This is a genomic window from Chromobacterium phragmitis, assembly GCF_003325475.1.
In the GTDB taxonomy this organism is placed as follows: Bacteria; Pseudomonadota; Gammaproteobacteria; order Burkholderiales; family Chromobacteriaceae; genus Chromobacterium; species Chromobacterium phragmitis.
In genome coordinates this window covers 1,276,074-1,300,773 of the sequence record NZ_CP029495.1, presented here as the reverse complement: position 1 = coordinate 1,300,773, position 24,700 = coordinate 1,276,074, and the positions used below count along the sequence as shown (strand labels likewise).

General features: G+C 64.1%; 27 protein-coding genes and 1 tRNA gene. 12 read left to right on the top strand and 16 right to left on the bottom strand.

All coding sequences use genetic code 11. From position 1 onward, the window contains the following. Positions 1-15: 15 nt before the first annotated feature. From tatA to DK842_RS06150, 5 genes are all read left to right on the top strand, one after another. Positions 16-222 carry a Sec-independent protein translocase subunit TatA gene (gene tatA, locus DK842_RS06170; protein WP_114060676.1) on the top strand — a complete coding sequence of 69 codons (207 nt, stop codon included), beginning with the start codon at positions 16-18 and terminating at the stop codon, positions 220-222. 15 nt (positions 223-237) lie between these two features. After that, positions 238-762 (top strand): Sec-independent protein translocase protein TatB, encoded by a 525-nt coding sequence (tatB, locus tag DK842_RS23565; protein WP_198414644.1) that lies wholly within the window; start codon positions 238-240, stop codon positions 760-762. Next, on the top strand, positions 759-1,502 hold the full coding sequence (tatC, locus tag DK842_RS06160) for a twin-arginine translocase subunit TatC (RefSeq protein WP_114060675.1): 744 nt from the start codon (positions 759-761) through the stop codon (positions 1,500-1,502). Before tatB ends, tatC begins: the two co-directional genes overlap by 4 nt. Continuing rightward, positions 1,499-1,846, top strand: a complete 348-nt coding sequence (locus DK842_RS06155) for a DUF2069 domain-containing protein (RefSeq protein WP_114060674.1) — start codon at positions 1,499-1,501, stop codon at positions 1,844-1,846. Before tatC ends, DK842_RS06155 begins: the two co-directional genes overlap by 4 nt. A 201-nt stretch (positions 1,847-2,047) precedes the next feature. After that, a complete protein-coding gene (locus DK842_RS06150) occupies positions 2,048-3,679 on the top strand; it encodes a methyl-accepting chemotaxis protein (RefSeq protein ID WP_114060673.1) in 1,632 nt (543 codons plus the stop codon). Positions 3,680-3,740: 61 nt separating this feature from the next. Here DK842_RS06150 and DK842_RS06145 read toward each other — a convergent pair whose 3' ends face one another. The 8 genes from DK842_RS06145 to DK842_RS06110 all read right to left on the bottom strand — a co-directional run bounded on the left by DK842_RS06145 (position 3,741) and on the right by DK842_RS06110 (position 12,557). After that, positions 3,741-4,541: a TatD family hydrolase gene (locus DK842_RS06145; RefSeq protein WP_114060672.1), complete on the bottom strand. Its 801-nt coding sequence runs from the start codon at positions 4,539-4,541 to the stop codon at positions 3,741-3,743. After that, positions 4,529-5,212: a hypothetical protein gene (locus DK842_RS06140; protein WP_114060671.1), complete on the bottom strand. Its 684-nt coding sequence runs from the start codon at positions 5,210-5,212 to the stop codon at positions 4,529-4,531. Before DK842_RS06140 ends, DK842_RS06145 begins: the two co-directional genes overlap by 13 nt. Before the next feature lie 35 nt (positions 5,213-5,247). Further along, positions 5,248-5,787: an NUDIX domain-containing protein gene (locus DK842_RS06135; RefSeq protein WP_198414643.1), complete on the bottom strand. Its 540-nt coding sequence runs from the start codon at positions 5,785-5,787 to the stop codon at positions 5,248-5,250. Further along, positions 5,784-7,544, bottom strand: coding sequence for an ABC transporter ATP-binding protein (locus DK842_RS06130; RefSeq protein ID WP_114060670.1), 1,761 nt, complete (start codon positions 7,542-7,544; stop codon positions 5,784-5,786). Before DK842_RS06130 ends, DK842_RS06135 begins: the two co-directional genes overlap by 4 nt. After that, a complete protein-coding gene (locus DK842_RS06125; protein ID WP_114060669.1) occupies positions 7,534-9,276 on the bottom strand; it encodes an ABC transporter ATP-binding protein in 1,743 nt (580 codons plus the stop codon). Before DK842_RS06125 ends, DK842_RS06130 begins: the two co-directional genes overlap by 11 nt. Before the next feature lie 67 nt (positions 9,277-9,343). Then, positions 9,344-10,261, bottom strand: a complete 918-nt coding sequence (locus DK842_RS06120; protein WP_114060668.1) for a bestrophin family protein — start codon at positions 10,259-10,261, stop codon at positions 9,344-9,346. Between the two features lie 95 nt (positions 10,262-10,356). Further along, positions 10,357-12,195: a lipoprotein N-acyltransferase Lnb domain-containing protein gene (locus DK842_RS06115; RefSeq protein ID WP_114060667.1), complete on the bottom strand. Its 1,839-nt coding sequence runs from the start codon at positions 12,193-12,195 to the stop codon at positions 10,357-10,359. Continuing rightward, positions 12,195-12,557 (bottom strand): adenosine deaminase, encoded by a 363-nt coding sequence (locus DK842_RS06110; RefSeq protein WP_114060666.1) that lies wholly within the window; start codon positions 12,555-12,557, stop codon positions 12,195-12,197. Before DK842_RS06110 ends, DK842_RS06115 begins: the two co-directional genes overlap by 1 nt. A 734-nt stretch (positions 12,558-13,291) precedes the next feature. Between DK842_RS06110 and DK842_RS06105 the strand changes: the two genes are divergently transcribed. Both DK842_RS06105 and DK842_RS06100 read left to right on the top strand, forming a co-directional pair. After that, a complete protein-coding gene (locus tag DK842_RS06105) occupies positions 13,292-13,936 on the top strand; it encodes a hypothetical protein (protein WP_114060665.1) in 645 nt (214 codons plus the stop codon). A gap of 42 nt (positions 13,937-13,978) precedes the next feature. Next, entirely contained in the window at positions 13,979-14,164 is a 186-nt protein-coding gene (locus tag DK842_RS06100; RefSeq protein ID WP_114060664.1) for a hypothetical protein, read from the top strand. A 27-nt stretch (positions 14,165-14,191) separates the two neighbouring features. Here the strand turns inward: DK842_RS06100 and DK842_RS06095 are convergent, their stop codons facing one another. The 3 genes from DK842_RS06095 to DK842_RS24060 all read right to left on the bottom strand — a co-directional run bounded on the left by DK842_RS06095 (position 14,192) and on the right by DK842_RS24060 (position 16,471). Then, positions 14,192-14,551 carry an NADH-quinone oxidoreductase subunit A gene (locus tag DK842_RS06095; protein WP_114060663.1) on the bottom strand — a complete coding sequence of 120 codons (360 nt, stop codon included), beginning with the start codon at positions 14,549-14,551 and terminating at the stop codon, positions 14,192-14,194. Between the two features lie 786 nt (positions 14,552-15,337). Next, positions 15,338-15,742 carry a hypothetical protein gene (locus DK842_RS06090; RefSeq protein WP_114060662.1) on the bottom strand — a complete coding sequence of 135 codons (405 nt, stop codon included), beginning with the start codon at positions 15,740-15,742 and terminating at the stop codon, positions 15,338-15,340. Positions 15,743-16,072: 330 nt separating this feature from the next. Beyond that, positions 16,073-16,471: a DUF1484 family protein gene (locus tag DK842_RS24060; protein WP_114063639.1), complete on the bottom strand. Its 399-nt coding sequence runs from the start codon at positions 16,469-16,471 to the stop codon at positions 16,073-16,075. 158 nt (positions 16,472-16,629) lie between these two features. On the opposite strand from DK842_RS24060, the gene DK842_RS06080 reads away from it, so the two are divergent. Continuing rightward, positions 16,630-17,432 (top strand): IS5 family transposase gene (locus DK842_RS06080; RefSeq protein ID WP_114060661.1). Its coding sequence is split into 2 segments (ribosomal slippage): positions 16,630-16,957 and positions 16,957-17,432, totalling 804 coding nucleotides; the frame shifts between segments, so codons are not numbered across the junction. Between the two features lie 315 nt (positions 17,433-17,747). On the opposite strand, the gene DK842_RS22900 is transcribed toward DK842_RS06080, so the two are convergent. From DK842_RS22900 to rsmI, 4 genes are all read right to left on the bottom strand, one after another. Continuing rightward, the gene (locus DK842_RS22900; RefSeq protein WP_145963979.1) at positions 17,748-18,500 is read right to left on the bottom strand and encodes a DUF6602 domain-containing protein; all 753 of its coding nucleotides are present in this window, start codon (positions 18,498-18,500) and stop codon (positions 17,748-17,750) included. Between the two features lie 826 nt (positions 18,501-19,326). Continuing rightward, the gene (locus tag DK842_RS24055; protein WP_269779786.1) at positions 19,327-19,449 is read right to left on the bottom strand and encodes a hypothetical protein; all 123 of its coding nucleotides are present in this window, start codon (positions 19,447-19,449) and stop codon (positions 19,327-19,329) included. Positions 19,450-19,552: 103 nt separating this feature from the next. Next, positions 19,553-19,637: transfer RNA gene (locus DK842_RS06070), tRNA-Leu, on the bottom strand. Positions 19,638-19,695: 58 nt separating this feature from the next. Next, the gene (rsmI, locus tag DK842_RS06065; RefSeq protein WP_114060659.1) at positions 19,696-20,526 is read right to left on the bottom strand and encodes a 16S rRNA (cytidine(1402)-2'-O)-methyltransferase; all 831 of its coding nucleotides are present in this window, start codon (positions 20,524-20,526) and stop codon (positions 19,696-19,698) included. A gap of 60 nt (positions 20,527-20,586) precedes the next feature. Between rsmI and DK842_RS06060 the strand changes: the two genes are divergently transcribed. Genes DK842_RS06060 through DK842_RS06045 form a run of 4 tightly spaced genes read left to right on the top strand, consistent with a single transcriptional unit; the run spans position 20,587 to position 23,273 of the window. Next, the gene (locus DK842_RS06060; RefSeq protein ID WP_114060658.1) at positions 20,587-21,732 is read left to right on the top strand and encodes a penicillin-binding protein activator; all 1,146 of its coding nucleotides are present in this window, start codon (positions 20,587-20,589) and stop codon (positions 21,730-21,732) included. Beyond that, positions 21,729-22,067 carry a YraN family protein gene (locus tag DK842_RS06055; RefSeq protein WP_114060657.1) on the top strand — a complete coding sequence of 113 codons (339 nt, stop codon included), beginning with the start codon at positions 21,729-21,731 and terminating at the stop codon, positions 22,065-22,067. The genes DK842_RS06060 and DK842_RS06055 overlap by 4 nt, the downstream gene beginning before the upstream one ends. Positions 22,068-22,091: 24 nt before the next feature. After that, positions 22,092-22,682, top strand: coding sequence for a phosphoheptose isomerase (locus DK842_RS06050; protein ID WP_114060656.1), 591 nt, complete (start codon positions 22,092-22,094; stop codon positions 22,680-22,682). A 3-nt stretch (positions 22,683-22,685) separates the two neighbouring features. Beyond that, the gene (locus tag DK842_RS06045; RefSeq protein WP_114060655.1) at positions 22,686-23,273 is read left to right on the top strand and encodes a BON domain-containing protein; all 588 of its coding nucleotides are present in this window, start codon (positions 22,686-22,688) and stop codon (positions 23,271-23,273) included. 64 nt (positions 23,274-23,337) lie between these two features. Here DK842_RS06045 and DK842_RS06040 read toward each other — a convergent pair whose 3' ends face one another. Then, positions 23,338-24,540: a sensor domain-containing phosphodiesterase gene (locus DK842_RS06040; protein ID WP_114060654.1), complete on the bottom strand. Its 1,203-nt coding sequence runs from the start codon at positions 24,538-24,540 to the stop codon at positions 23,338-23,340. Between the last annotated feature and the right edge of the window lie 160 nt (positions 24,541-24,700).

Sequence of the window (24,700 nt, the reverse complement as noted above, 5' to 3'; positions counted from 1 at the left end):
TAAGGAAGAGTCACAATGGGTTCTCTGAGCATCTGGCACTGGCTGATCGTGCTGCTGATCGTGGTACTGGTGTTCGGCACCAAGAAGCTGCCGAACATCGGCAAGGACCTCGGCAACGCGGTCAAGGGCTTCAAGGAAGGCATGAACGAAGGCGCCAAGGACGGCCAGCCGCCGGCCAAGGACGCCGGCCGCATCATCGACGGCGAAGCCGACAAGAAATAAACACGGTGACGCGGCGTGCTTGACATCAGTTTCGGCGAATTCGTCCTGATCGGCGCGGTGGCGCTGGTGGTGCTGGGCCCAGAGCGGCTGCCGACGGTGGCGCGCACCGTCGGCGCGCTGCTGGCGCGCGCGCAGCGCTTCGTCGCCACCATGAAGGCGGACATGCAGCAGCAGGCCAATCTGCAAGGGCTGGACAGCCTGCGCCAGGACATCCAGGACGCCGCGCACAGCTTTCGCGGCCAGTTGGAATCCGAGGTGCGGCAAGTGCGCGACGCGATAGACCAGAACGCCGCCGACGCGCGCGCGCTGGCCGAGCAGGCGGCGGAGCCGTTCCAGGAGGCCGATCGAACGATACACGGCGCGCGGGAGCCCGACGCGGAAGCGCAGGCGCTGGCCGAGGAAAACCGTCCGCTGCCTGACGCGCCGGCCGCGCCAGACAGCGCGCCGCCCGCCCGCGACGAGAACCAGCTGGATCTGTTCGACGACTTGCCGCCGAGCGCGCCCGTTTCCCAACCTACCGCATCACAAGCTCGCGAATGAACGAACAACCGCTGCTCGCGCACCTGATCGAGCTGCGCACCCGGCTGGTGCGCGCTCTCCTGGGCATCGCCCTGGTCTTTCTAGGCCTGTTCCACTGGTCGTCCGACATCTACCACCTGCTGGCCAAGCCCTTGTTGGACGCGCTGCCGCAGGGCGGCAGCATGATCGCCACCGAGGTGACTTCCACCTTCTTCGTGCCGATGAAGGTGACCATGCTGGTGGCCTTCCTGGTGTCGTTGCCCAACACCTTGTACCAGGTTTGGGCCTTCGTCGCGCCCGGGCTGTACAGCCACGAGAAGAAGCTGGTGCTGCCCTTGGTGCTGTGCAGCCTGCTGCTGTTCCTGGTCGGCATGGCTTTCGCCTATTTCCTGGTGTTCCCGGTGGTGTTCCACTTCATGTCGGCGGTGACGCCGGCCGGCGTCAGCATGATGACCGACATCGACAAATACCTGTCTTTCGTCCTCGGCATGTTCATGGCCTTCGGCACCACTTTCGAGGTGCCGGTGCTGGTGGTGGTGCTGACGCGGATGGGCGTGGTGACGGTGGCCAAGCTGCGCGAGGCGCGGCCTTACGTGATTGTCGGCGCCTTTGTCATCGCCGCCATCGTCACGCCGCCGGATGTGCTGTCGCAGACGCTGCTGGCGGTGCCGCTGTGGCTATTGTTCGAAGTCGGGGTGCTGGTGGCCAGCCTGATGGAGCGCAAAGCCCGCGCCCGGGAGCATGCGGAGTCCGCGCCATGAGCCGCGAAGCCTGCCGCGCCGGCGCGTCCGCCGCGCTGATATCGCTGATCGCGCTGACCCTGGCCTGGGAGCTGTGGCTGGCGCCGCTGCGGCCGGGCGGCTCTTTCCTGGCATTCAAGGCCTTGCTGTTGTTGTTGCCGCTGCGTGGCATCCTGGCTGGACGGCTTTACACCTACCAGTGGTCCAGCATGTTCATCCTGGGCTTCTTCATCGAGGGCGTGATGCGAGGCTGGGGCGACCATGGCCTGTCGCAGCGATTGGCATGGTGTGAAGTGCTGATCAGTACACTATTCTTCATCTGTGTATTGGGGTACGCCAGGAGCTTCAAAAAGCTCAAGGTTTGAGACGGCTAGAGCTTGAGGAAAAGACCGGCATCCCATGATGCCGGTCTTTTTTTGAGCTTTTTGCCACTGGTTCGGCGTGAATTTAACCGTTCAGAATGCCGCCTCTGGCGGGGCGGGAAGGCGCTCATCTAGAATCGCAGCACACAACGGATCGGGCTCAGCCCGGCCACTATCTATCTCATCGGGTGTGGGGAAGTGACAATGCGGAATTTGTCCATCGCGGCCAGGATTACCCTAGGCTTCGGGCTGCTGTTGGCGGCCCTGGTGCTCACCGGGCTGCTTACGCAGCTGGGCTTGAGCAAGATCGCCACGCGGGTGGCGGAAGTCAGCTCGCACGAGCTGGTGTTCTATACCGACATCGTCGAATTGCAGCGGAACATGGGCAACCTGCGCCGCTTCGAGAAAGACTATTTCATCAATATCGCCAACGACGGCAAGCGCGCCGAATACCAGACCAAGTGGAAGGGCGCGCTGGCCGGCGCTCAGAAGTCCATCCAGCAGGCGACGACGCATCCGCTGGACGACGGCGCCAACCAGAAGCTGGGCAAACTGTCCACGCTGCTGTCCGGCTATGCCGACGGCTTCGGCAAGGTGTCGGCGATGGTGGAGGCCAGGCAGGTCACCGCGACTGCCGACGCCAACCACGAGCTGGACAAGTACAAGGACAATATCCACCAGATGGAGGGCGCGTCCGAAGAGCTGGCCAAGGCGGCCGCCGACGCGGTGAGCCAGTTGAACGACCAGATCGACGCCACCTCGTCGGCGGTGCGTTCCCAGCTGTTGACCGAGATCCTGTTGGCGCTGGTGGTCGCCACCCTGTTCGCCTGGTACGTGATCTCGTCGATCCGCCAGCCGCTGCTGAAAATGCGCGACGCCAGCCAGGAGCTGGCCGACCAGCGCAATCTGCAGCTGCGGCTGCCTGACTTCGGCCAGAACGAGCTGGGCAGCGTGGCCGGCTCGCTGGGCAAGCTGGTGGACAGCGTGCGTTCGGTGGTGGTGGAGTCGCAGCAGCACTCCTCCAGCTTGGCGCGGGCGGCCAATCAACTGTCCGGCGTCAGCGAGCATGTGTCGTCGGCGTCGGCGCACCAGTCCGAATCCGCCTCCAGCGGCGCGGCGGCGATCGAGCAAATGTCGGTCAGCATCAACCTGGTGGCCGACAGCACCCAGGATGTGGAGCGCCAGGCGCGGTTGACCATGGAGCAGGCGACCGCCGGCAGCGAGCTGGCGCAGAAGGCGGCCGGCGAGATCCGCCAGATCGCCACCAGCATCACCGAAACCTCGACGATGATGGACGGGCTCAACCAGCGTTCGGCCGACATCGGCGACATTGTGCGGGTAATTCACGACATCGCCGATCAGACCAATCTGCTGGCCTTGAACGCCGCCATCGAGGCGGCGCGCGCCGGCGAGATGGGCCGCGGCTTCGCGGTGGTGGCGGACGAGGTGAGAAAATTGGCCGAGCGCACCAGCCAGGCCACCACTGAAATCTCCAGCCATATCGACGGCGTGTTGGCCGACACCCAGCGCGCTTACCAGAGCATGCAGCAGGCCAACAGCCGGATCGAGAGCGGCGTGGTCAGCGCCTCAAGCGTGGCGGACGCGCTGCTGCAGATCCGCGACCTGGCGGCGCAGTCGGTGCAGCGCATCGCCGATATCGCCAACGCGATCAAGGAGCAGAGCCAGGCTAGCCAGTCGGTGGCGCGCAATGTCGAGCAGATCGCGCAGTTGAACGGCCAGACCACCGAGGCGGCCGGCGAGGCCAGCAAGCTGGCCACCGAGCTGAGCGCGCTGTCAGAGGAACTGGACGCCTGTCTGCAGCGTTTCCGCACCTGAGGCCGGCTCGCGGCGAGACGAAAGCCCCGGCGGTGCGCCGGGGTTTTCGTTTTTCCGGCGCTCAGCTTAGGGCCAGCGCCGCCAGCGTGTTGTCGCGCAGCGCGCGGCGCAGCGGGGCGACCTCCATGCCGCGCAACTCGGCCAATAGCTCGACGAAGCGGGCCAGCTGGAACGGCTCGTTGGGCATGTCCCGCGCGTATTCCGGCCGGATGTCCGGCGCGTCGGTTTCCAGCACCAGGCTGGACAGCGGCAGGCTGGCCGCCAACGCGCGGATGCGGCGAGAGCCGCTGTAGGTCATCGCGCCGCCGAAGCCCAGCTTGAAGCCCTGGCGAATGAAGGCCTGGGCCTGCTGCTCGCTGCCGTTGAAGGCGTGGGCGATGCCGCATTCCACTTTCTGCTCGCGCAAGTGCTTGAGCACGCGGTCCACCGAGCGCCGGACGTGCAGCACCGCCGGCAGGCCGTGCTTGCGCGCCAGCTTCAGCTGTTCCGCTAACAGCGCCTCCTGCCGCGCCGGGTCCAGTTCCGGCAGGTAGAAATCCAGGCCGATCTCGCCGACGGCCGCCGGCGCGTGCGCGGCCAGCGCCGCGTCCAGCAGCCCCAGGTGATCGTCCAGGTGCCGGTCCAGATAGATGGGATGCAGCCCCAGGGCGATCCAGCAGCCATAGCGCTCGCGCATCGCCAGCACGTCGGCGAAGGCGCCGGCCGTCACCGCCGGCACCAGCAACTGGCCGACGCCGGCCGCGCGCGCGCGCGCCGCCACGCCGTCCACGTCCGCCGCCAGCTCCGGCGCGTCCAGGTGGCAGTGGCTGTCGATCAGGCAATCTTCCGCCGGCAGCGGATCGAAGCGCGTCACAGCTTCCATGTGAACCCCAGCAGCGTTTGCCAGCCGGCAGTGTGTTCGCCGGTGTTCTCCGCCGCCCAGCGGCTGCCCGCGCCGACGTCCAGTGTCCAGCGGCGGGAGAGCGGATGCGACATCACCAGCAAGAGGTTGCTCTGCTCCAACTGCCAGCCGGAACCGCCGTCATGATGGTTCAAACCCCGCCGCCGTTTCTGGTTGGCCAGGCTGGCCCAGCCCAGCACTGAAAACTTCTGGCCCATCCAGTCGCCCAGCGGCGCGTTCAGCGTGGCTACCAGCAACTGGCCGGGATGGCTGTCGCCGATGCGGCTGGCGTAGCCGAAGGACAGGCTGCCGTCGCGCGGCAGGTCGAAGCCGTAGCGCGCCAGCGCTAGGCTCTGCGACACGCCGCCGCCCAGGCTCCAGGCTGGCTCCGAGGCCACGCCCAGCGACACCCAGCCGCCCGGCGCCGGCAGCGCCCAGCCGCCTTCGCCGTCCTGCACGTACAGGGCGCCGAAACGGGTGCGGTATTGCAGGTCCACGCTGGGTTGCAGCCGCGAGGAGTTGCCGTAGGACGTCTGCCGCGTCATCAGTTCGGTGCTGATGGACAGGTCGAGAGCCTGGCCGTCGTCGGCATGGCAGGGCGGGACGGCGAGCAGCAGGCCGCACAGGCCGGAGAGGAGGAAAGGGCGTGGCATCGGGGCTCCGGTAGGATCTGGGCGCGCGGCCCGTTTCAAGCGCTCATCTTAGCCAACTTGGCGATGAAGCGGGCCAGGTGTGGATCGCTATCAGAATAAGGCAACTGGTCGAAATCGAACCAGCGCGCTTCATTGAACTCCGTCTGGTCGTAGCGCAGCGGCAAGGTCCGTGAAACCGACAGCGCGTACCACAGCGTCACGTCCAGATGATGGCCAGCGACTTCGGTGCGAGTGAGAAATGAGGCGGCGGGCACGGGCAAGCCGCTTACGCCAAGCTCCTCAAGCAGCTCGCGCGCGACAGCATCGCGCGGGTGCTCCCCGGGATCGACATGGCCGCCGGTGGGCAGCCACAGGCCGGCGTTTTTGTGGTCCACCAGCAGCAGGCTGGATCCATCTACCAGCGCGAAGTAGGTCGATAGATGCTCCGGCGGCGTGGCCGGCTTTTCCCGCCGCCATAGTTCTGCGCCGGAATCTATCCAGGCCAGCGTGGCCTGGAGGTGCTCCGCTTCCAGCGCGTCCAGCGGGATGATGGAGGATATTTCGGCGCGAATGGCGGCGCGCAGCGCTCGGCTCAATCCTGCTCCTCCGGCTGCAGTTGTTGCAGCAGGTAGAGCTTGTGGTAGATGCCGCCCTGCCGCATCAGCGCGTCATGGTTGCCGGATTCGGCGATGCGGCCATGGTTGAGCACGACGATGGTGTCGGCGTCGCGGATGGTGGACAGGCGGTGGGCGATGGAGATCAGGGTGATCTGGCCGGCAAGCTTGGCCAGCGCCTGCTGCACCAACTGCTCGGTTTCGCTGTCGATGTGCGAGGTGGCTTCGTCCAGCAGCAGGATGCGCGGCTGGCCGGCCAGCGCGCGGGCGATGGCGATCAGCTGCTTTTGGCCGCTGGACAGCCGCGCGCCGCTTTCGCCCATATCGCTGTCGTAGCCGTTTTCCAGCGACAGGATCAGCTCGTGCACGCCGGCGGCACGGGCCGCGTCCTCTATCCGAGCTTGCGGCAGGCCGCGGCCCATGTCGATGTTCTCGCGCGCGCTGGCGGCCAACAGGAAGGGGTCCTGCGGCACCAGGCCGACGCCGGCGCGGAAGGCGGCGTCGCCGATGGCGTAGAGCGGCTGGCCGTCGACCAGGATTTCGCCTTGCTGCGGCCGGTAGAAGCGCAGCAGCAGCGACAGCAGCGTGGATTTGCCGCTACCGGTGTGGCCGACGATGCCGATGAAGCCGCCGGCTGGAATCTCCAGGCTCAGATCGTGCAGCACCGGATGCTCGGCCTGGTAGCCGAAGCGTAGGCCGCGGAAGCTGACCGCGCCGTCAGCGATATGGCCGGCTTCCAAGGCTTGCGGCGCGGCCGGCTCGGCCAGCAGCTGGCTGACGCGGCTGGCGGCCACCACCGCCTGCTGTAGCTGGCCGAATTGCAGCGTGATCTGGATCAGCGGCTCCACCACCCGGCCGATGTAGCCGACGAAGGCGTACAGCACGCCGATCTCCAGCCCGTCCAGCGGGCGCTGGCCGTAGCTGTGGATCACCGCCACCAGCAGCAGCACATTGAGCAGGTCCAGCGCCGGACGCAGCAGCCAGGCATTGGCGCGCAGCTCGCGCAGCCGCGCCTGGTAGTAGCGCTGGTTGGTGTCGTCGAAGCGGCCGACGAAGCGGCTCTCGGCATTGCTGGCCTGCAGCACGGCGATGCCGGAAATGGATTCCGCCATTTGGGCGTTGATGTCGCTGCGCAGCGCGCGGGCGCGGGCCACCGACGGCGCGCTCAGCCGTTGGTACAGCCAGACGATGGCGAAGGTGGCGGGGAACAGCAGCAGGGAAACCAGCATCAACCGCCAGTCCAGCCAGGCCATCGCCGCCAGCGCGCCCAGCACCACGATGCTGCTGTTGAGGATGACGAACAGCGCTTGCACGTACAGCGCTTTGACGGATTCGGTGTCGTTGGTGACGCGGCTGACCAGCTGGCCGGTGATGGCCTGGTCGAAAAAGGCCATCGGCAGCCGCATCACGTGGCCGTACACGCGCTCGCGCAGCCGCAGCACCGCGCGCATCGCTACGCCGGCCAGCCGCACCAGCTGCCGGTAGCGCAGCGCGGCGGCGGCCAGGCCCAGCAGCAGGCTGCCGGCCAGCAGGCCGGCGATGGCGCTCCACTCCAGCCGGTGCGGCAGCAGGTAGCTGTCGATGAATACCTTGCCCAGCAGCGGCGCGCCGGCTTCCAGCAGGGCGGCGATCAGCAGCCAGAAACCGCCCAGCCACAGGTGGCGGCGGTCGGGGCGGGCGGCGTCGGCGAGCAGGGCGACGGCTTCGCGGGTTTGCAGACGGCTGGCGTCAGATTTCATCGAGGCTGGCCTCCAGTTGTTGATAGCGCCATTGGCCGGCGTACCAGCCGTCCAGCCGCAGCAGCGCGTCGTGGCTGCCTTGTTCGGCGATGCGGCCGTGGTGCAGCGCCACGATATGGTCGGCGTCGGCCACTGCCGACAGCCGGTGGCTGACGATGATCACGCTGCGGCCGCGCCGCGCTTCGCGCAGATGGCGCAGGATCTGGCTTTCGGTTTGGGTGTCCACCGCCGACAGCGCGTCGTCCAGCAGCAACAGCGGCGCGTCGGCCAATAGCGCGCGGGCGATGGCGACGCGCTGGCGTTGGCCGCCGGACAGGGCCACGCCCTTCTCGCCCACGGGTGTGTCGTAGCCCTGAGGCAGGCGCAGGATGTCCTCGTGCACCGCGGCCAGCCTGGCCACGCGCTCGATGTCGGCCTGACTGGCGTCCGGCCGCGCCAGCGCGATGTTTTCGGCGATGCTGGCGGAGAACAAGAAGGCTTCCTGTGGCACCCAGCTGATGGCGCCGCGCAAGGTTTGCAGCCGGTAGTCGGCGATGTCGGCGCCGCTCCAGCGGATGGCGCCCTGCTGCAGCGGGTATTGCCGCATCAGCAGCTTCAGCAGCGTGGATTTGCCGCTGCCGGTGGGGCCCACCACGCCCAGCGTGCGGCCCGGCGGCAGGTCGATGGACACCTGGCGCAGCGCGGCGGCGGCATCGTCGGAATAATGGAAGGTGAGGTCGTCGAAAACCAGCGCGCCGGGCGAGAGCTCGGCCCGGCCGCCGTTGTCGGCGACGTCGGGCTCGGCGTCCAGCACCGGCCGCAGCCGCTGCCAGGCGGCCGCGCCGCGTTGCAACAGCGACAACACCCAGCCGGCGGCGAACATCGGCCAGATCAACTGCACCAGGTACATGCTGAAGCTAGTGAGCGCGCCTATGGTCAGCTGGCCGTGCCACACCTGATAGCCGCCGACCGCCAGCGCGATGGCGGTGGCGCTGACCAGCGACACGCCCACCGCCGGCTCGAACGCGGCTTCCCAGCGCTGGGCCTGGAAGCTGCTGTCCGAAGCCGCCGCGGCCAGCCGCGACAGCTCGGCGTCGTTGCGCGCCTCCAGCCCCAGCGCGCGCAGCGTGCGCACGCCGCTCAGGGTTTCCTGCACATGGTCGTTGAGTTTGCCGAAACGGGCCAGCGCCTCGCCCCACTCGCGGTGGATGTGGTTGGAGATGCGGGAGAAGGCCCAGGCCATGAAGGGGAAGGGCAGCAGCGCCGCCAGCGCCAGCCTCCAATCCACGCCCAGCGTCATCATCGCCAGCACCAGCACCAGGGTCAGCAGCCCGTCGAAACCGGCCAGCATCGCTTCTCCCGCCGCCATTTCCACCGAGTCGATGTCGTTGGTGGCGCGCGCCATCAGGTCGCCGGTGCGTTGGCGCTGGAAGAAGGCCGGGCCCTGTTCCGCCAGCCTGCGATAAAGCCGGGTGCGCAGCTCCACGCCCAGCCGGTAAGAGGCGGTGAATAATTGCAGCCGCCAGCCCACGCGCAGCGCGTAGATGGCCAGGCCCATGCCCAGCAGTTGGCCGAGCGCCATCAGCAGCGCGTCGCCGGACAGCCGCCGCGCCACCAGCGCGTCGACGATATGGCCCACCTGGCGCGGAATCATCACGGTCAGCACCGCCACCGCGGCCAGCATCAGCGCGGCCAGGATGTAGGAGCGCCAGTGGCGGGAGACGAAGCTGAGCAGCAGTCTGGTCAGGGACATGGAGCGCCCGGGAATGGTACGGAGCCGTCCATTCTATGCAAAGCGCAAATCCATTTCCACCCGTCGCTCAATGCAGGTATATGCCGCGCTTGGGCGGCGGCGGCGTCTCCAGCGGCAGCCCTTGCATCTCGCGCAGCGAGGCCTCGATGGTGTGGCACAGCGTGGACAGCGGCAGGTCGTTGCCTTCGGTGCCGAAGGGCTCCTCCAGCTCTTCGGCGATTTGCTCCAGCGCGAAATAGGTGTAGGCGATGAAAACGGCGATGGCCGGCGTCAGCCAGCCTATGCTGCTGACCAGGCCGGCCGGCAGCAGCAGGCAGTACAGCGTCACCGTGCGGTTGAGCAGCACGCGGTAAGTGAAGGGCATCGGCGTGCCGGCGATGCGTTCGCAGCCGCCCAGGATTTCCGACAGGGTATTCAGGTTGCGGTCCAGCGCATGCCATTGCAGCTCGGACAAGCGTCCCTCGCGCTGCAGCCGTTGCGCCTCGCGCCCCAGCCAGGCTAGCGTCAGCGCCGGCTGGAAGCGCCCGGCCAGCACCCGCGCTTGTTCGGACGCGGGCAGCAGCCGGCGCAGGTGGGTTTCCGCGTCGTCGTCGCGCAGCTGGGCCTTCAGCGCGTAGGCGAAGGCGCACACGCCATCCACGAAGCGGCGGCTGTCCGCGTCGTCGCCCAGCGCCGCCAGCATCTGCCGGGCCAGCGAGCGGCTGGTGATGGTCAGGCTGCCCCATAGCTTGCGCGCTTCCCAGAAGCGGTCGTAGCTGACGGTGTTGCGAAAACCCAAGAAGATGGCCAGCGACACGCCCAGCAGCGTGAAAGTGGGAATGCTGAGCGCGGAATCTCCCAGGCTTTGCAGCCACCAGTGGCGCAGGGACGCCGCCAAGAGTGCCGCCGCCAGCACCAGCAGCAGCCGCGGCAGGATGCGCGGCAGCACCGAGCCGTGCCAGACGAACAGCAGACGGAACCAGGATGGAATGTTGCGGACTATCATGGCGGAACAGGCGGGATGGGTACGTTAAAATGGTACACAATAATCCCTGCCAGGTTGTTACGTGTCGGGAATATTTCCGCTTCGCCCGCCCGTTTTCAGAACAGCTGCTTGTAACCCAGCTGCCATTCGCGGCGGACGCGGGCGCCAGACTGCTCCTGTTTCCAGCTGGCGGACACGCTTTGATTCCGGTTCAGGTAGCGGATCTGCCGCAGGCTGACGCGGTTGAATGCGCTGCCGCTGTCCGCCTGATTGAAATGCCGGCTGACCGACAGCCAGGTTTTCATGTCCCATAGTTCGCGCACCATTACGCCGCCCTCCAGTTCCCCGAAGGCGTAGCCTTGCCTGCCGGTGGTCGCGAGCCCGCCGCCCGCCAGCGCGTAGAAGTCCGCGTCGCGCTGGACGCGCCGGGCCAGGCCGAGCGCGCCGTTGATTTGCGCGACGGACCGCTCCTGCAAATTTTGATCCAGTTGCTGCTGGTAGGCGATGTTCAGCCGTCCCGCCAGACCGCCGGCGATCGGGTCGCGCGGCAGCAGGGTTTGCATGCCGTACAGCACGAATTGTTGCAGTCTCGGCGCTCCGCCGCGCAGCGGCATCCGGAACGTCGGGGCCAGGATTTGCAGCTCGTTTTCCTGGTTGTAGCCGCGGTTGTCGTCGTCCAGGCGATGGGAAGCGGGCACCAGGCTGATTTCCAGATTGTCTTCGCCGTCGCGCCGCAGCCAGGACAGGCTGGCCTGGGAGGAGGGCGGCGTGGACATCGGACCAAAGCCCTTGCTCATGTCCAGAGACATCCCGGGGTAGCGCTCCCGCTCCAGGGCCTCGAGCCGCGCGGCGTTGGACAGCCAGCGTTCGCGGGCCAGCTGTTGTTCCAGGTACAGGTGCTGGTTGAGCGCCTGCGCGTGCTCCAATTGCAGGAAGCCCTCGGGGCTGGGCGGCTGCGCCAGGCCGGCGGGCATCTCGCCCGCCGCCAGCGCGCGCTGGTTTTCCCGGCGGCGGGCGGCGGGCAGCGTTTCATCCAGGGTCCGCACCAGCCAGCGGCTGGGCGCGATCATCCTGCTGGCCTGGACCAGGCCGGCGTCGCTCGCTTCGCGCACCAGCTCCATCGGCGCCAGCCAGCGCTTGGCCGGCAGCGGCTTGCCGCTCAATCCCATGATGAAGTGGATGACGGTCGCGCAATTGTATTTCTGGAAAAAATAGGTCAGCCGCGCCCGCTTCAATTCCAGCAGGTGCAGCCGGATCAGCTCGCGATGCCAGGCGTCGAACGCCAAATCGTATTCCCAGACGCTGCGCTGCTCCTGATCGACGTAGCGCCGCAATTGCTCGTGATAAGGCGACAGCGCGAAATAGCCGGTTTTGCCGATGAGCAGGCTGTCCACCAGCAGCTTGGGCAGGTTCCAGGTATCGGCGTCGGTGTAGAAGGAGATCGCGTGCTCCAGGGGGCTCCCGTCCGGCCGCGCGCCGGCAATCTTCAGGAAAGCATGTCCCAGCATGCTGGCGGGCAAGGCCTGGTTTTCGCTGGCGAATACCAGGCTGATGCGGCCCATCGGCGCGCGCGCGCGGAAGTCCGCCACTTCCTGGCACTGGTCCAGCGGCAGTTCCGGCGCGTTGAGCGTTTTTCGCAGCCACCAGTAGCGGGCAGGGAAGCGGCAGACCGCGTCCCGAGCGCCGCCGTACAACAGGCGCAGCGTCGCGTCGAGTTCCCGGGCTGCGGAGAAGGGCTGGCCGGAGAGGAGAAAATCCGGATCGGTGACCAGGGGCTCGCCATTCTGGCTATGCAGCAGAGATTGCCACTCGATGGTTTCGGCCAGATGCGCGGAGCGCGCCGTGGCGATCAACTGCTCGGGCAGGTTGTCTTCGGCCTGGGCGCAGTGTGCCGCGAGCAAGCAAAAAAGGGCGGCAATGCTGCCGCCCTTGGCGATGATATCGCGTAGTTTCATTATTTCCGGCAGGAAACAACGATGTTGTCCGAGTACTTCCACATCTTTTCGGTGGAGTAGTCGGTGGTGGAGCCGAACGCGCCGCCGCTCAGGATGTTGATGAAGAATTTCGGATCGACCGTTTTTTCCGCGACGGTTTGCTGAGCGCAACCTTCGGTTTCGGTCATGATGATCTTGTTTTTGTTTTCACGCTTCAGGTTGACGATGCCGGGCGCTTTGAATGCTTGGCCATCGATGGTGCCCTTGATTTCAGTGCCGGTGGAGCTGGACACGTTAACTTGTTGGGTCTGGTCGTTCAGAATCGAGGCGCAACCGGTCAGGCCGAGGGCCAACAGGGCGGCGGGCAGCAGCAAGAGTTTCATTTTATTTTTTCACGGAAATTAAGGCGGGAATGCCTGGTTTTACGAGGATGTCCCCCGTAAAGGGCGTTGATGCTAATTGAAAAAATAATGGGGCGCAACTTGAATTATTTACCAACCATATTGTTGCGAATCTGATTTCTTACTGCTGCAGGTAAATCACATTTCGCGCATGTGAATTTTTCTGAATATTTGAATTGTTTCAAGTACGCCAGGCGAGTTCTGGCGATGCCTTGATGATCGCGTTTCTTTTAAAGTAGAGTATATATTTTAATTTTTAAATTGAAGTAATTACTCTTTATTATGTTTCGTTTTTATGCTTCTTATTGGTCGGAAGCGCTTTTAATTAATTCCGCCATGCATTTTTGTTTCACTTGGGTTTTTATGCCGGCGCAAGAGTTCAATGGGGTTTTTGCTCTAATGGCGGCGAAGCGCTCTGCGCGCGGTGCCTGCTGTTTAAGCAGCCATGGCCAATGGCATGGGAGGCCGGCGCATTCTGGCCGCGGCGGCGCGCCGGGGGACGAGCGACGCCATCCGTTGCAGGGCGAAGGCGTGGCGTGACTGTCATAAAGAACAGTTTGTTCCGATGATGATGGTTCTATCATGAACGAATTGCGCAAAGGGGATGTCCGCGCGGCCAGTTCTGGGCGCGCGATGTGCCGCGGCGATGCGGACGGCGGCTCCGCCGTTTTCACGCCACCGCCGCGGAAGTTCCGTGTTCCCTGACGGGAGGCATCATGAAGACCACCACCATCCCATCGATCCAGCCGGCGCAGAGCGCGCCGCTGGTTCTGCCGGCCGCGCAGTTGCGCAGCAATGCCCAGACGCTGTTCGCCCAGTTGGACAAGAATCCGGCCGCGCGCGCCGAATTCATCCGCAACCCTGTCGGCGTGCTGACGGCCAAGGTCAGCCAGCGCCAGTTGCCTGCCCAGCAATTGTCCGACGTCAACCGCCTGCTGTTTTCCATGTTGGCCAACGACGGTTTCCGCCAGTGGATGGACGACTATCCCGCCAGTCCGGCGGGCAAGCCGGTCAGCGAGGAGCAGTTCAGCAAGGACTTCGCCGCGGCGGTGCTGAAGTACGCCGACGCCGATCTGATCCGCGCGATGTTCAAGCTGGCCAGCGATGGCTTCGGCCTGCCGGGTTTCGGCAATTCCGCCGAACAGTTGCTGATCGGCCCGGAAAAGAGCGTGGCCACGCCGCCGGCGACGCCGTCCACTTCGGACCAGACCTTGCGTTCCAGCCAGAACTTCAACGGCTTCGCTTCCGGCTTGCCCTTCGGTTTCGGCGGCGTGGCCGACGCCGCGCTGCTGCGCACGGTGATCGGCCAACTGGTCGACCAGGCCAAGCAGATGCAGGCCGCCGGCCTGCTCAAGGTCTGAATTCGGGCCGCCGCGCGCGACCCAAGCATCCGCTGGGAAGGCATGTACGCCCACCATTGCCAGGCCTGCGCCCGCATTTATCGCGACGAGGCGGTGCGCCGGCTGGTGCGCGAGCACTATGAGGAAATGATCGCCGAAGTGCTGCAGGCCGCCTGGCTGGATGAGCACCACGTGCCCGGCGAATCGCGCGGGATGGCCGAGAGGCGGCGAGCCTGCGCGCAGGCCTAGCGGGATGGGGTCAGTTTCCGGACGCGCTCAATCCCACTGCAGCGCGCCCTTTTTCCATTCGTAGACAAAACCTATGGTGAGGATGCCGAGGAACACCGCCATCGCCCCCAGGCCGAACAGGCCCAGCTCATCCTTGAGCGTCACCGCCCACGGGATCATGAACGCCACTTCCAGATCGAACAGGATGAACAGGATGGCTACCAGGTAGTAGCGGACGTCGAAGCGCTTTCGCGCGTCGCCGAAGGCATTGAAGCCGCACTCGTACGGCGACAGCTTTTCCGGATCCGGCCGGTTGGGGCCGAGCAGCTTGCCCAGCATCAGCGGCAATACGCCGACCAATAGGCCTACCAGGATGAACAGAAGGATGGGGAAGTAATTCTGCAGCATGGTTCAGCGGGTTCCTGCGCGGGTGGGGAAACAGGAATAGACCGCCACAGGCCGCCGAGTGCCGCGGCAAACGGTAAAAGTTTGGTAAAAGCCGCACGGCATGGTCCGGCCTGTCATAACAAAGGCCATCCTGCTGGGGATGGCCTGAGTTGGCGTTGTCGCGCAGAGCGCTGGCAATCTGGCGTCGCTGCCGCCTGTCGTCTCGCAGTGTGACCGTTGCCGGAGTCCTGGCCGGAATAGCGGTCTGGTGGGTGCTGCGGATGGCGGTGTGGCGCGGCGCAACCAATCAGAGTGCGGGATCGGAAGGTTCGCCTGAGTTTGCCGGTATGCGTCGCTCCATGGTGAAATGATCGGGACTTCTTGTGCTTTATATCGGTCTTTTATAGCTATCCTAAATAGCTGTTTTTTTTATTTTTTGTTACGGCTGGTACGCTTCTTGTCTGGGCCGCTGGCCCTTGTCCAGCTGGCCATGCGGCCACACCGCATCCTTCCGGCTTCCCTTCGTCGCTGTTACGGTTATGTCGTTGTCGCAATGCGCATGGGAGCGGATGTGAAATCGATACAGGCTTTGGCCTGCCTGCAACTGTCGCTAAGCAGCGCTTTCCCGATGTGAGGCTGGTGCTGGGCATGGTGCCGCCGGCCTCAGCCCGGCGGACAAGGCGCGGCAGCAACAGCGGCAGCAACAGCGGCTGGAGCAGCGCTGCGCCCAGTTTGAGGCTAGGGCGGCCGCCTTGCGCCAGATGGGGCGCTGACGCGGCGAGTAAACAAGGAGGTAGCGGCGGGAAATCAGCGCGGCGGGAGCCGGCTGATTTCCATCACGCCGGCCATCTCGTTGTAATAGAAAAAGTCCGACCCATTGTCTTTCAGCCAGGGAATGTCGGCGCGAACGCGCTTGGGTACCTGGCAAAACAGATCGTCGCCATTGCCGGCGCACTGCGCCGCCGCGCTGCTTGCTGCCGGCCAATCCATCTTTTGCCAGAAAGCGGCCCGTTCCTCTGCCGATAAATTGTGCAGCAATACGGGCGCGGCGCCGTCATTGCCGCTCAACGCGAGTCCATCGCCATCCTGGCGCAAGTTCCAGACCGGTTCGCCGGCTTGCGCGGTGTATTCGTGGCCGTATACGCCGGCCGGAAAGTCCTGAGCCTGGGCGAAGCCGCAGCACAGCAGCAGGGTGGCGATGAGTGGTTTCATGGGCGGCGTCGCTTGGTTTGAAACGGCGGATTATGACGATAAACAGGCCGACGGGCCATGGGCGGCGGGGCGGTAGGCGTGTCGTAAATGTAGCGCGCAGGGTGCGATACCCGGCCAGAAACCAGTCGATGCCGCGCCTTGCCGCCGGGCATTGCGCCGCTTTGGCGTAACAGCAAATCCAAAACGGCCAGTGTGTAGGGTGCAATACCCGGCCAGAAACCTGCCGATACAGTCACCTTCCGCCGGGCATTGCACCGCCCGACGCATCGAAGAGTCCAAAACAGCCAGCCGTAGTGAAGCAGCTGGCTGTTGGCATTTATGGAGCAGGGCTTACAGCACGCGGGTGAGCAGGGTGAGGGACTGGTTCATCCGTTTATCCAGCGGCTCCAGCAATTCCTTGATGCGGCTGGACGGCAGGCGCACGTCGTCGCCCAGGCAAGCCAATAGATCGATCACGGATTGCAAACCCAACTGGCCATGGGCCAAGTGGCAGATGGATTCCACCACCGCCTGCTCGATGTCCTGGCATAAATGCGCGACGCGCGCGGCCGGCTCTCTGACTTTGGACTGGTCCTTATTGGCCAACTGCTCCTGCAAGGCGGCAAAGGCTTCGTGCAGCCGGGTCGTAGAATCCGCTGCGCGGATGAGGGTTTGGATTGCCGGGGCTGCCCGGCGAGCAGGGAGGGGATATTTGCTTGGCCAAATATCCCCTCCACCCCTAAAAGCCACCCTGCAAGCCTGGCCTTCGGCTTCCCGCCGGGTCCCGTCAGGCCCGAGGCGCGGCTGAACTCGTCCCGCGCTACCGTCGCGGGACTCAAACAGGCAGCCGCTTAGAGCCGCTAACAAAACCTCTTGATGCCAGATGCGTATGCCCTCACCTGGCGAAGATGCAACGAAAAGTCATCAGCCAGAAGCTCTGGAAGTCATTGCAGCCGCTACTCTCTCCGCCGCCGCGTTCCCGCCGGGGTGGGAGGCCGCGGCTGGATGATTTTGCTGCCCTCAACGGCATCTTGTTTGTTCTCACTACCGGCATTCCTTGGGAGGACCTCCCGCAGGAACTCGGTTTTGGCAGCGGGATGACCTGCTGGCGAAGGCTGCGGGATTGGCAAGCGCAAGGCATTTGGGACCGCCTACACCTGGCTCTGCTGATACAACTGCGCCAACACGATCAAATTGATTGGAGCCGGGCCAGCATTGATGGGGCTAGCGTTGCCAGCCCCCGGGGGGCCAAGAGACCGGCCCCAACCCCACCGATCGAGGTAAATGCGGCAGCAAACGGCACATCATCGTAGATCGCCGAGGTTTGCCATTGGCGCTGAGCATTACCGGCGCCAATCGGCACGACTCCATGGTCTTCGAAACTTTGGTCGATGCGATTCCTGCCGTTCCTGGCTTGCCAGGACGGCCCAGACAAAAGCCTTACAAGCTGCATGCTGACAAAGGCTATGACTACCGCCGTTGTCGTGCACACCTGAGCCGACGCGGAATCTTGGTGCGAATTGCTCGGCGCGGGGTGGAAAGCAGCGAGAGACTAGGTCGCCACCGCTGGGTGGTAGAACGTACCCATTCTTGGCTAGCTGGCTTCGGCAAGTTGCGCATCCGCTTCGAACGGCGGCTGGATACGCATTACGCCTTGCTCAAGCTGGCTTTCTCATTGATATGTCTGCGATTTGTCGACAGGTTTTGTTAGCGGGTCTTAAAACCTCGGGCCTGCCACCCGGCGGCAGGCTTGAAGGGATTGGGGCACATCGCAAACGTGTTTGCGTTTTGCCAGAGTCTCTATCGAAAAGGCTTGCTAAGTCATTGTTATTTTTTTGTTTTTAATGATGTGAAAAATAAGTCTATACGCAAAAATATACACACTCTGAAATGACAGCTTTCGACCCAAAGCAGCCCGTTATAATTCTCCAAAGCGCCCGTTCCGGAGTGAACAGCAATGAGGGCAATCACACCGCTCGCACTCCAGATTTTCCAGCACGCGATCGAACCGAGCACATTTTATTTGTCAGTGCTGAAGGTGTTTCAAATATGCATGCATCGCAATTGGTTCGCTGACCGCTTGTCCCATTAAGTGTCCGAGCACAGAATAGAAAGTCAGCAATGCCTTTGAGCTAGGTTTTGCGATCAATTTCGTGTTCGGCATAGGAATTGGTTGCAGGCCTTCGGGCGCGTGATTGATGATCAAGCCTTTATCAAGAATGCAGACCAAATCAATGCGCTGGTCTATCGGTTGAGTATTGTTGAGCCGTTCAACATGTCCCAGCACCGTATCTAGGCCGTCAGATTCATACGCGAAAACAAAGAATTGCTGTGGCCAATACATTGATTCCCGACCATATAGGTACTTTGTAGTGGATACGAAATTGGGATGGTATGCGATCTTCTTCAGAGCCTTGATGGCCTTCATGTTTTCGAAGGCATTCTCGATCTCTGCTTTGTTTAGATAGGTCTTAACTTCGATCGCACCATAAACAGACTCGATAGGCAAGACGTCCGCATCTCCTCGAGACAGAAATCGGGATGTCGTAGCGATGTCGTAGAGCAAGACGTCCACCTGTCTGGATCTGCCACCCTCACTATCGATTACTTCGCCGGTTGTAACACCAACAGAGCCAGGAAGCAGCGGCTTGATCCAGTTGGCTACCGCGACCTCATTAAGGTGGCCCTTGATAGTCCGATGTTCAACGGCAGCACGAGCTTCGTCTAATGAGGCTTGGAGCCTTGAAGTTGATGCACGAAACAAAGCTTCCCAATCCATTCGAACTCCCCAATTGACGATGTAGTTAGAGTTTACTGCTGCGTCGGCGGTACAGATTTTGATTTTTATACGTCATACACTTGTTACGACAAGACAGCAAAAAAAGATAGCCAATTAATGCACAGCCAATGTCCGCATTTGGCCGTTAGCTGCCGATTGTAAATCCCGGTTTTCCCGCCGCCCAGCCAGACACAAGCACCTAAAATCCCTTCGAAACCGTGGATTGGCCCCTAAGTCATTGTCTTGTAATAGATTTTCATCCACGGTTTGTCCACCACCGCTCCCCCCGATTCCGTGGATACGCCAGAAACCTCAATAAAATCAATGCCATGAAGGGAAGGGCGAATCCACCATTTCCACCACATCGGCCGACAAACCCGTGGATTAATTTTTAAGCAGCGCTCCGAAACCGTGGATGGCCCCTAGCTTCCCTTTTCACTGCTTTCCTTCTCTATCTATTTGTTTTTTTATAAAAGAAGAAGAGAAGAAGTGAAGAGAAGTCGTAAAACTACGATGTGGAAGAATCGGGGCAAACCGTGGAAGTGGGAGGTGAAACCGTGGATTTCTGAGGGCAAACCGTGGATGGGTTGTTCTCAACAATCAATGACTTAGGTGGTGAGGAGGGGGCAATCCACGGAATTTTTTCACATCCTCCCACACCCAATGGCGCGGAAACCGGCGATTGGCGGCCGTTCTCGCTGCTTTATGCGTGTCAATGTCATATTTCATGTAGGGGAGGGTTTGCTGTTGCGCAGTTTGAACGGGGCAAAGCGTGACAGCCCACACAAGGCAGGCTGTCGAGGGCAGGGGGCGGGCAGGTTTGGGCTTAGGGCTGGACGTCGGGCGCGGCGTACAGGCCCAGCTTTTCCAGCTGCGCCAGGCTGATGGCGGTCAGATGGCCCTGGCGGCGGCCGTGGATGGTTTTCTCGACGCCGTCGGCCAGCACCACGGGGCTTTGCAGCGGCTGATTCTTGAAAATGAGGTGGGCGCAATAGACAACAAAAAACCGCAGGGCTTGAGCCGTGCGGTTGTTTGCTTCGCTTGATGTCTTGTGGTGCCCAGAGTCGGACTCGAACCGACACGCCTTGCGGCGGGGGATTTTGAATCCCCTGCGTCTACCAATTTCGCCATCCGGGCGACATCTGCGAGAGAACGAATCTTAACCTTGCGGCAAGCGCTTGTAAATAGTTGGCGCTCAGTCTTTCTTCAGTTTCAGCGCGTGATCGTACAGCTGCTTGCGGTTGGCGCCGCTGATTTGGGCCGCCAGCGTGGCGGCCTGCTTGGTGGGAAGCTCGGCGGCCAGGATTTCCAGCACCCGCAGCGCCTCGGCCGGCGGCGCGTCGGCTGCAGCTTCCGCGGCGGGGGCGGCGTCGATGATCAGCGCGATCTCGCCGCGCTGCTGGTTGCTGTCGGCCTTGACCCATTCCAGCAGTTCCGCGGCCGGCAGGGCGTGGAAGGTTTCGAAGGTTTTGGTCAGCTCGCGCGCGATCATCACCCTGCGCTCGCCGCCCAGTTCGGCCACGATGTCTTCCAGCGCGTCGACGATGCGATGCGGCGCTTCGTAGCAGACGGTGAGGTGGGGCGCGGACAGCCATTGCTGCAGCGTCCTGCGGCGCTCGCCGCTTTTGGGCGGCAGAAAACCGTGGAACTGGAATGTGGGCGCGGTGAAGCCGCTGGCGGACAGCGCGGCGATCACGGCGCTGGCGCCGGGCAGCGGGCGCACCGGGTGGCCGGCGGCGCGCACCGCTTCCACCAGCCGGGCGCCGGGGTCGGACACCGCCGGGGTGCCGGCGTCGGATACCTGCACCACGATCTGGCCTTCGGACAGCCAGCGCACCACCTGTTCCGCCATGCCGCGCTCGTTGTGCTCGCGCAGGCTGACCAGCCGTTTGGCGCGGATGCCGTAGGCGGACAGCAGCTGGCCGGTGACGCGGGTATCCTCGGCGCAGACCACGTCAGCCGCTTCGAACGACGCCAGCGCGCGCGCGCTGATGTCGGCCAGATTTCCAATGGGCGTGGCCACCACATATAATGTCCCGCTACAGAAACTATCCCTGGCGGCATCGATAAGGTGGGCGAACGAGGTATGCAAAGACTAACTCCGCTGTTGTTGGTTGGCGTCTGGTTGACGTGGCTGACGCCGGTTGTGGCGCAAACCCCCGACTATATCATCCAAAGCAACGCCGCGCCGATGCGCGCGCTGTCGCAGCCGCCGGGCCAGACGCCCAGGCTGGCGCCGGCCGCGCCGCTTTCTCCCGTGCCCCAGCCGGCCGCGGCGGGAAGCGTTTCGCCGGCTATGCCCGTGGGGAAGGGCAAGATCCGCATCGGCGTGATTCTGCCGTCGGAATCATCGGCGCTGGGCGAAGCGGCCGCCGTGGTGCGCAGCGGGGTGGAGGCGGCGGCCCAGGTGGATCAGAATGCCGAGCTCTACAGCGTGGACGCCACCGGGGACAATGTGGTGGACCGCTACCGCGCGGCGGTGGCGGACGGCGTCAGCGTGGTGATCGGGCCCTTGTCGCGCGAGTCAATCGCCCGGCTCGCGCCGTCGGTGACGGTGCCCACCATCGCGCTCAATTCGGTTGACCGGCAGGCGGCGGCCAATCCCAAGCTGTATTCGCTGTCGCTGATCGTCGAGGGCGAGGCGCGCCAGTTGGCGAGGCTGATGCGCGACGACGGCCGCGCCAATCCGTTGCTGGTGGTGGGCGGCGACGCGCTGTCGCAGCGGCTGGGCAAGGCCTTCGCCGACGAGTGGCGCGCGGCGGCGGGCAAGCCGGTCAGACAGATGGTTTTCGACGCCAACGACATGACGCCGTTGCTGGAGGCAGCCGGCCAATCCGACGGCGTGGCGCTGGCGCTGGATGTGGCGCAGGCGGCCAGGCTGAAGTCGGCGTTGACGCCAGACGTGCCGGTATACGGCACTTCGCAGCTGAATGTCGGCGGCGCGCAGCCTGAGCTGGCCGGCGTGCGTTTCATCGACATGCCCTGGTTCCTGATGCCCGCGCATCCGGCGGTGCAGCGCTATCCGCGTCCGTCGGCGCCGTTGACGAGGCAAACCGAGCGCCTGTACGCGCTGGGCATCGACGCCTACCGGCTGGCGGTGCTGCTGGCCGGCAGCCGCCCTGGGGCGGCGGTGAGGCTGGACGGCGTCACCGGGGACCTGAGGCTGGGCCGCGACCGCGCGTTCGAGCGCCAGCTGCCCGCCGGCGTGATGGGCGGCAGCGCGCTGCAATGAACCAAACCGGACGCGACGCCGAGGATCGCGCGCTGGCGCTGCTGGAAGCGCGCGGCCTGAAGCTGGTGGCGCGCAACTGGCACTGCCGCGGCGGCGAGATCGATCTGATCATGCGCGACGGCGACGCGCTGGTGTTCGTCGAGGTGCGCCACCGGGGCGGCAGCCGCTACGGCGGCGCCGCCGACAGCATCACGGCGAGCAAGCAAAGGAAACTGCTGCTCGCGGCAGAGGTCTACCTAAGCAGCCACCATATCGACTCGCCCTGCCGCTTCGACGCGGTGGTCAGCGTGGGCGGCGACGCGCCGCAGTGGCTGAAGAATGTGATTACGCAGTAACTGTTGAGAAAAGGGGATTCCCCAATGGATCTGATTGACCGGGTCAACGGCCATTTCCTGGAAAGCATCGCCGCCAAGCAGGAGGCGATGGAGCTGCTGTCGCCCGGCGTGGCGGTGGCGGCCGAGCGCATGGTGGCTTGCCTGATGAACGAGGGCAAGATTCTGGCCTGCGGCAATGGCGGCTCCGCCGCCGATGCCCAGCATTTCGCCGCCGAAATGGTGGGGCGCTTCGAGAAGGAACGGCCAGGTCTGGCGGCGATCTCGCTGGCCACCGACACTTCGGCGCTGACCGCCATCGGCAACGACTACGATTTCGACATGGTGTTCTCCAAGCAGGTGCGGGCGCTGGGCCATACCAACGACCTCTTGCTGGCGATCTCCACATCCGGCAATTCCGCCAATGTGATCGAAGCGATCTACGCCGCCCACGAGCGCGGCATGGGCGTGATCGCGCTCACCGGCAGCGACGGCGGAAAAATCACTGAAATATTGTCGCCGGAAGATATTCATCTGAACGTGCCGTCGCTGCGCACCTGCCGGATTCAGGAAGTGCATATCCTGCTGATCCACGCGCTGTGCGACGCCATTGATTGCATGCTGTTGGGAGGGGAGTAAGAAATGAAGCGTAGCGTATTCGCGTTGTTGCTGGCGGCGGGCGTCGCCAGCGCCCTGAGCGGTTGCGTCGGCCTGGTGGCCGCGGGCGCCGCCGGCGGCGCGCTGGTGGCGTCTGACCGCCGCACCAGCGGCGCCTATGTCGACGATCAGGCCATCGAGCTGAAGTCCGGCGAGCAGATCGCCAGCCGGCTGCCGTCGGCCCACGTCAACCGCACCAGCTTCAACCGCGCGGTGCTGTTGACCGGCGAGGTGCCCAGCGACGCGGCGCGCCAGCAGGCGGAACTGATTGCGCGCGGCCTGCCGAATGTGCGCCGCGTGTACAACTACACCACGGTGGGGCCGGTGTCCGGCTTCTCCGAGCGCAGCAACGACACCTGGGTCACCAGCAAGGTGCGCGCGCGCCTGTTGGACGGCAAGGGCGTGAATCCGAACAACATCAAGGTGGTGACCGAGCGCGGCGTGGTCTACATGCTGGGCTTGGTGACCCAGGCGGAGGGGGCGGAAGCCGCGCGTGTGGTCAGCGAGACCGCCGGCGTGCAGAAGGTGGTGACGCTGTTCGAATACATCAAGGAGGTGGCGCCGGCGCAGTAAGCGCGGCGCATCACGGACAAGCGGCCCTTTCGGGCCGCTTTTGTTTTGTCCGCCATCTGGATGGCTATGCGGTATCGGTCTGCGGCACCAGCAGGTCGGCGCACAGCACATGCAGGCATTCGTCGATCTCGATGGCCATCGACATGGTCACGCAGGAGCGCGGATCGGTCATCGACAGATAGGGCTCGCTCATGTACAGCACGCCGGGCTGGTCCACCGCGTGCTGAAAGTAGCTGCGCCGCGACCACACCGCGCCGGTGGTGTCGGCCAGCGGGCTGTAGCGGGGGTCCAGGCTGGCCGGCGACTGGCGGTTGTTGAGATTGCGGCCGATCTGGCGGCCTTCGCTGTCCAGCAGGAAGCAACGGATCACGTCCGGCAGCGCCAGCATGGGCTTGGCGGCCAGGTCGAACGGCGTGCCCTGCATCAGCGAGATCGCGCTTTGCACGAAGCTTTGCCGCGCCAGCTCGATCTGGCGGCGGGTGAGCTTGCGCTTGAGCAGCGCGTGCGCCATCAGCTCGTCCCAGCGTTCGTCCAGCTTGGGGGTGATGATGTCGTCGCCTTCGGGCAGATCGGCCGGACGAGCGATGAAGAAGCCCTGGATCAGGTCGCAGCCGGAGTCCATCGCGATCAGCACGTCGCGCTCGGTTTCTATGCCCTCCACCACTACCAGCGCACCGATTTCGTGCATCAGCCGCACCAGTCTGGACAACAGGCTGCGGCTGCGGGGCTGGGTGATGGCGTTGCGCAGCAGCTGGCGGTCGAACTTCACCAGGCTGGGCTCCAGCTGGCATACCCGCTCCAGATTGGAGTGGCCGACGCCGAAGTCGTCGATCGCGATCATGAAACCGTTGTTTTTCAGGATGTGGACGCCTTCGATCAGCGCCTCGTCCACTTCCAGCACGTGCTCCAGCACCTCCAGCACCACTTGGTGCGGCTCCAGGCCCGCCTGGCGGATGTGGTTGACCAGCGCCATCGCGCGGTCCGGCCGCGACAGCGAGGCGGCGTCGACATTGAGGAACAGCCAGCGCGGATGCTCGGACTTGAGCTGCAGGAAGCGTTGGATGTGGGCGCGGCAGACGGCCAGGTCGAGATGGTGGCGCTGCTCCGGCGACGCGGCGGTGTAGAAAGCCTCGGCCGGGGAGAGCGCGGTCTGGTCCTGTTCGGCGCGCAGCAACGCCTCCACGCCTATGCTGCGCCGATGCGCCAGGCTGTAGACGGGCTGGAAGTGGCTGCCGATTTTCAGGCCGGCGTGCTCGAATGCTGTCATCGCGATACTGCCTCCGTGTCCAAAATTCGGGCTCTGTCGACCCTTGTCCGCTGCTGAAGCAATCGGCATTCCAGTTTAGTGCATGCGCGTTCAAATAAAAAACGGGCCCGAGGGCCCGTCGTCAACGATTGTTAAGCGCGCGCGGAAAACAACAGCGGCG

Bases quoted from the DNA above. Each gene is read 5' to 3' on its own strand.
- DK842_RS22900 (WP_145963979.1), bottom strand. From the start codon at position 18,500: ATGGATTGGGAAGCTTTGTTTCGTGCATCAACTTCAAGGCTCCAAGCC.
- DK842_RS06125 (WP_114060669.1), bottom strand. From the start codon at position 9,276: ATGTCCCTGACCAGACTGCTGCTCAGCTTCGTCTCCCGCCACTGGCGC.
- DK842_RS06150 (WP_114060673.1), top strand. From the start codon at position 2,048: ATGCGGAATTTGTCCATCGCGGCCAGGATTACCCTAGGCTTCGGGCTG.
- DK842_RS06100 (WP_114060664.1), top strand. From the start codon at position 13,979: ATGTACGCCCACCATTGCCAGGCCTGCGCCCGCATTTATCGCGACGAG.
- DK842_RS06095 (WP_114060663.1), bottom strand. From the start codon at position 14,551: ATGCTGCAGAATTACTTCCCCATCCTTCTGTTCATCCTGGTAGGCCTA.
- DK842_RS06110 (WP_114060666.1), bottom strand. From the start codon at position 12,557: ATGAAACTCTTGCTGCTGCCCGCCGCCCTGTTGGCCCTCGGCCTGACC.
- DK842_RS06045 (WP_114060655.1), top strand. From the start codon at position 22,686: ATGAAGCGTAGCGTATTCGCGTTGTTGCTGGCGGCGGGCGTCGCCAGC.
- DK842_RS06050 (WP_114060656.1), top strand. From the start codon at position 22,092: ATGGATCTGATTGACCGGGTCAACGGCCATTTCCTGGAAAGCATCGCC.
- DK842_RS06105 (WP_114060665.1), top strand. From the start codon at position 13,292: ATGAAGACCACCACCATCCCATCGATCCAGCCGGCGCAGAGCGCGCCG.
- DK842_RS06155 (WP_114060674.1), top strand. From the start codon at position 1,499: ATGAGCCGCGAAGCCTGCCGCGCCGGCGCGTCCGCCGCGCTGATATCG.
- DK842_RS06140 (WP_114060671.1), bottom strand. From the start codon at position 5,212: ATGCCACGCCCTTTCCTCCTCTCCGGCCTGTGCGGCCTGCTGCTCGCC.
- DK842_RS06115 (WP_114060667.1), bottom strand. From the start codon at position 12,195: ATGAAACTACGCGATATCATCGCCAAGGGCGGCAGCATTGCCGCCCTT.
- DK842_RS06060 (WP_114060658.1), top strand. From the start codon at position 20,587: ATGCAAAGACTAACTCCGCTGTTGTTGGTTGGCGTCTGGTTGACGTGG.
- DK842_RS06055 (WP_114060657.1), top strand. From the start codon at position 21,729: ATGAACCAAACCGGACGCGACGCCGAGGATCGCGCGCTGGCGCTGCTG.
- DK842_RS06130 (WP_114060670.1), bottom strand. From the start codon at position 7,544: ATGAAATCTGACGCCAGCCGTCTGCAAACCCGCGAAGCCGTCGCCCTG.
- DK842_RS06120 (WP_114060668.1), bottom strand. From the start codon at position 10,261: ATGATAGTCCGCAACATTCCATCCTGGTTCCGTCTGCTGTTCGTCTGG.
- tatA (WP_114060676.1), top strand. From the start codon at position 16: ATGGGTTCTCTGAGCATCTGGCACTGGCTGATCGTGCTGCTGATCGTG.
- DK842_RS06145 (WP_114060672.1), bottom strand. From the start codon at position 4,541: ATGGAAGCTGTGACGCGCTTCGATCCGCTGCCGGCGGAAGATTGCCTG.
- DK842_RS06090 (WP_114060662.1), bottom strand. From the start codon at position 15,742: ATGAAACCACTCATCGCCACCCTGCTGCTGTGCTGCGGCTTCGCCCAG.
- tatC (WP_114060675.1), top strand. From the start codon at position 759: ATGAACGAACAACCGCTGCTCGCGCACCTGATCGAGCTGCGCACCCGG.
- DK842_RS06040 (WP_114060654.1), bottom strand. From the start codon at position 24,540: ATGACAGCATTCGAGCACGCCGGCCTGAAAATCGGCAGCCACTTCCAG.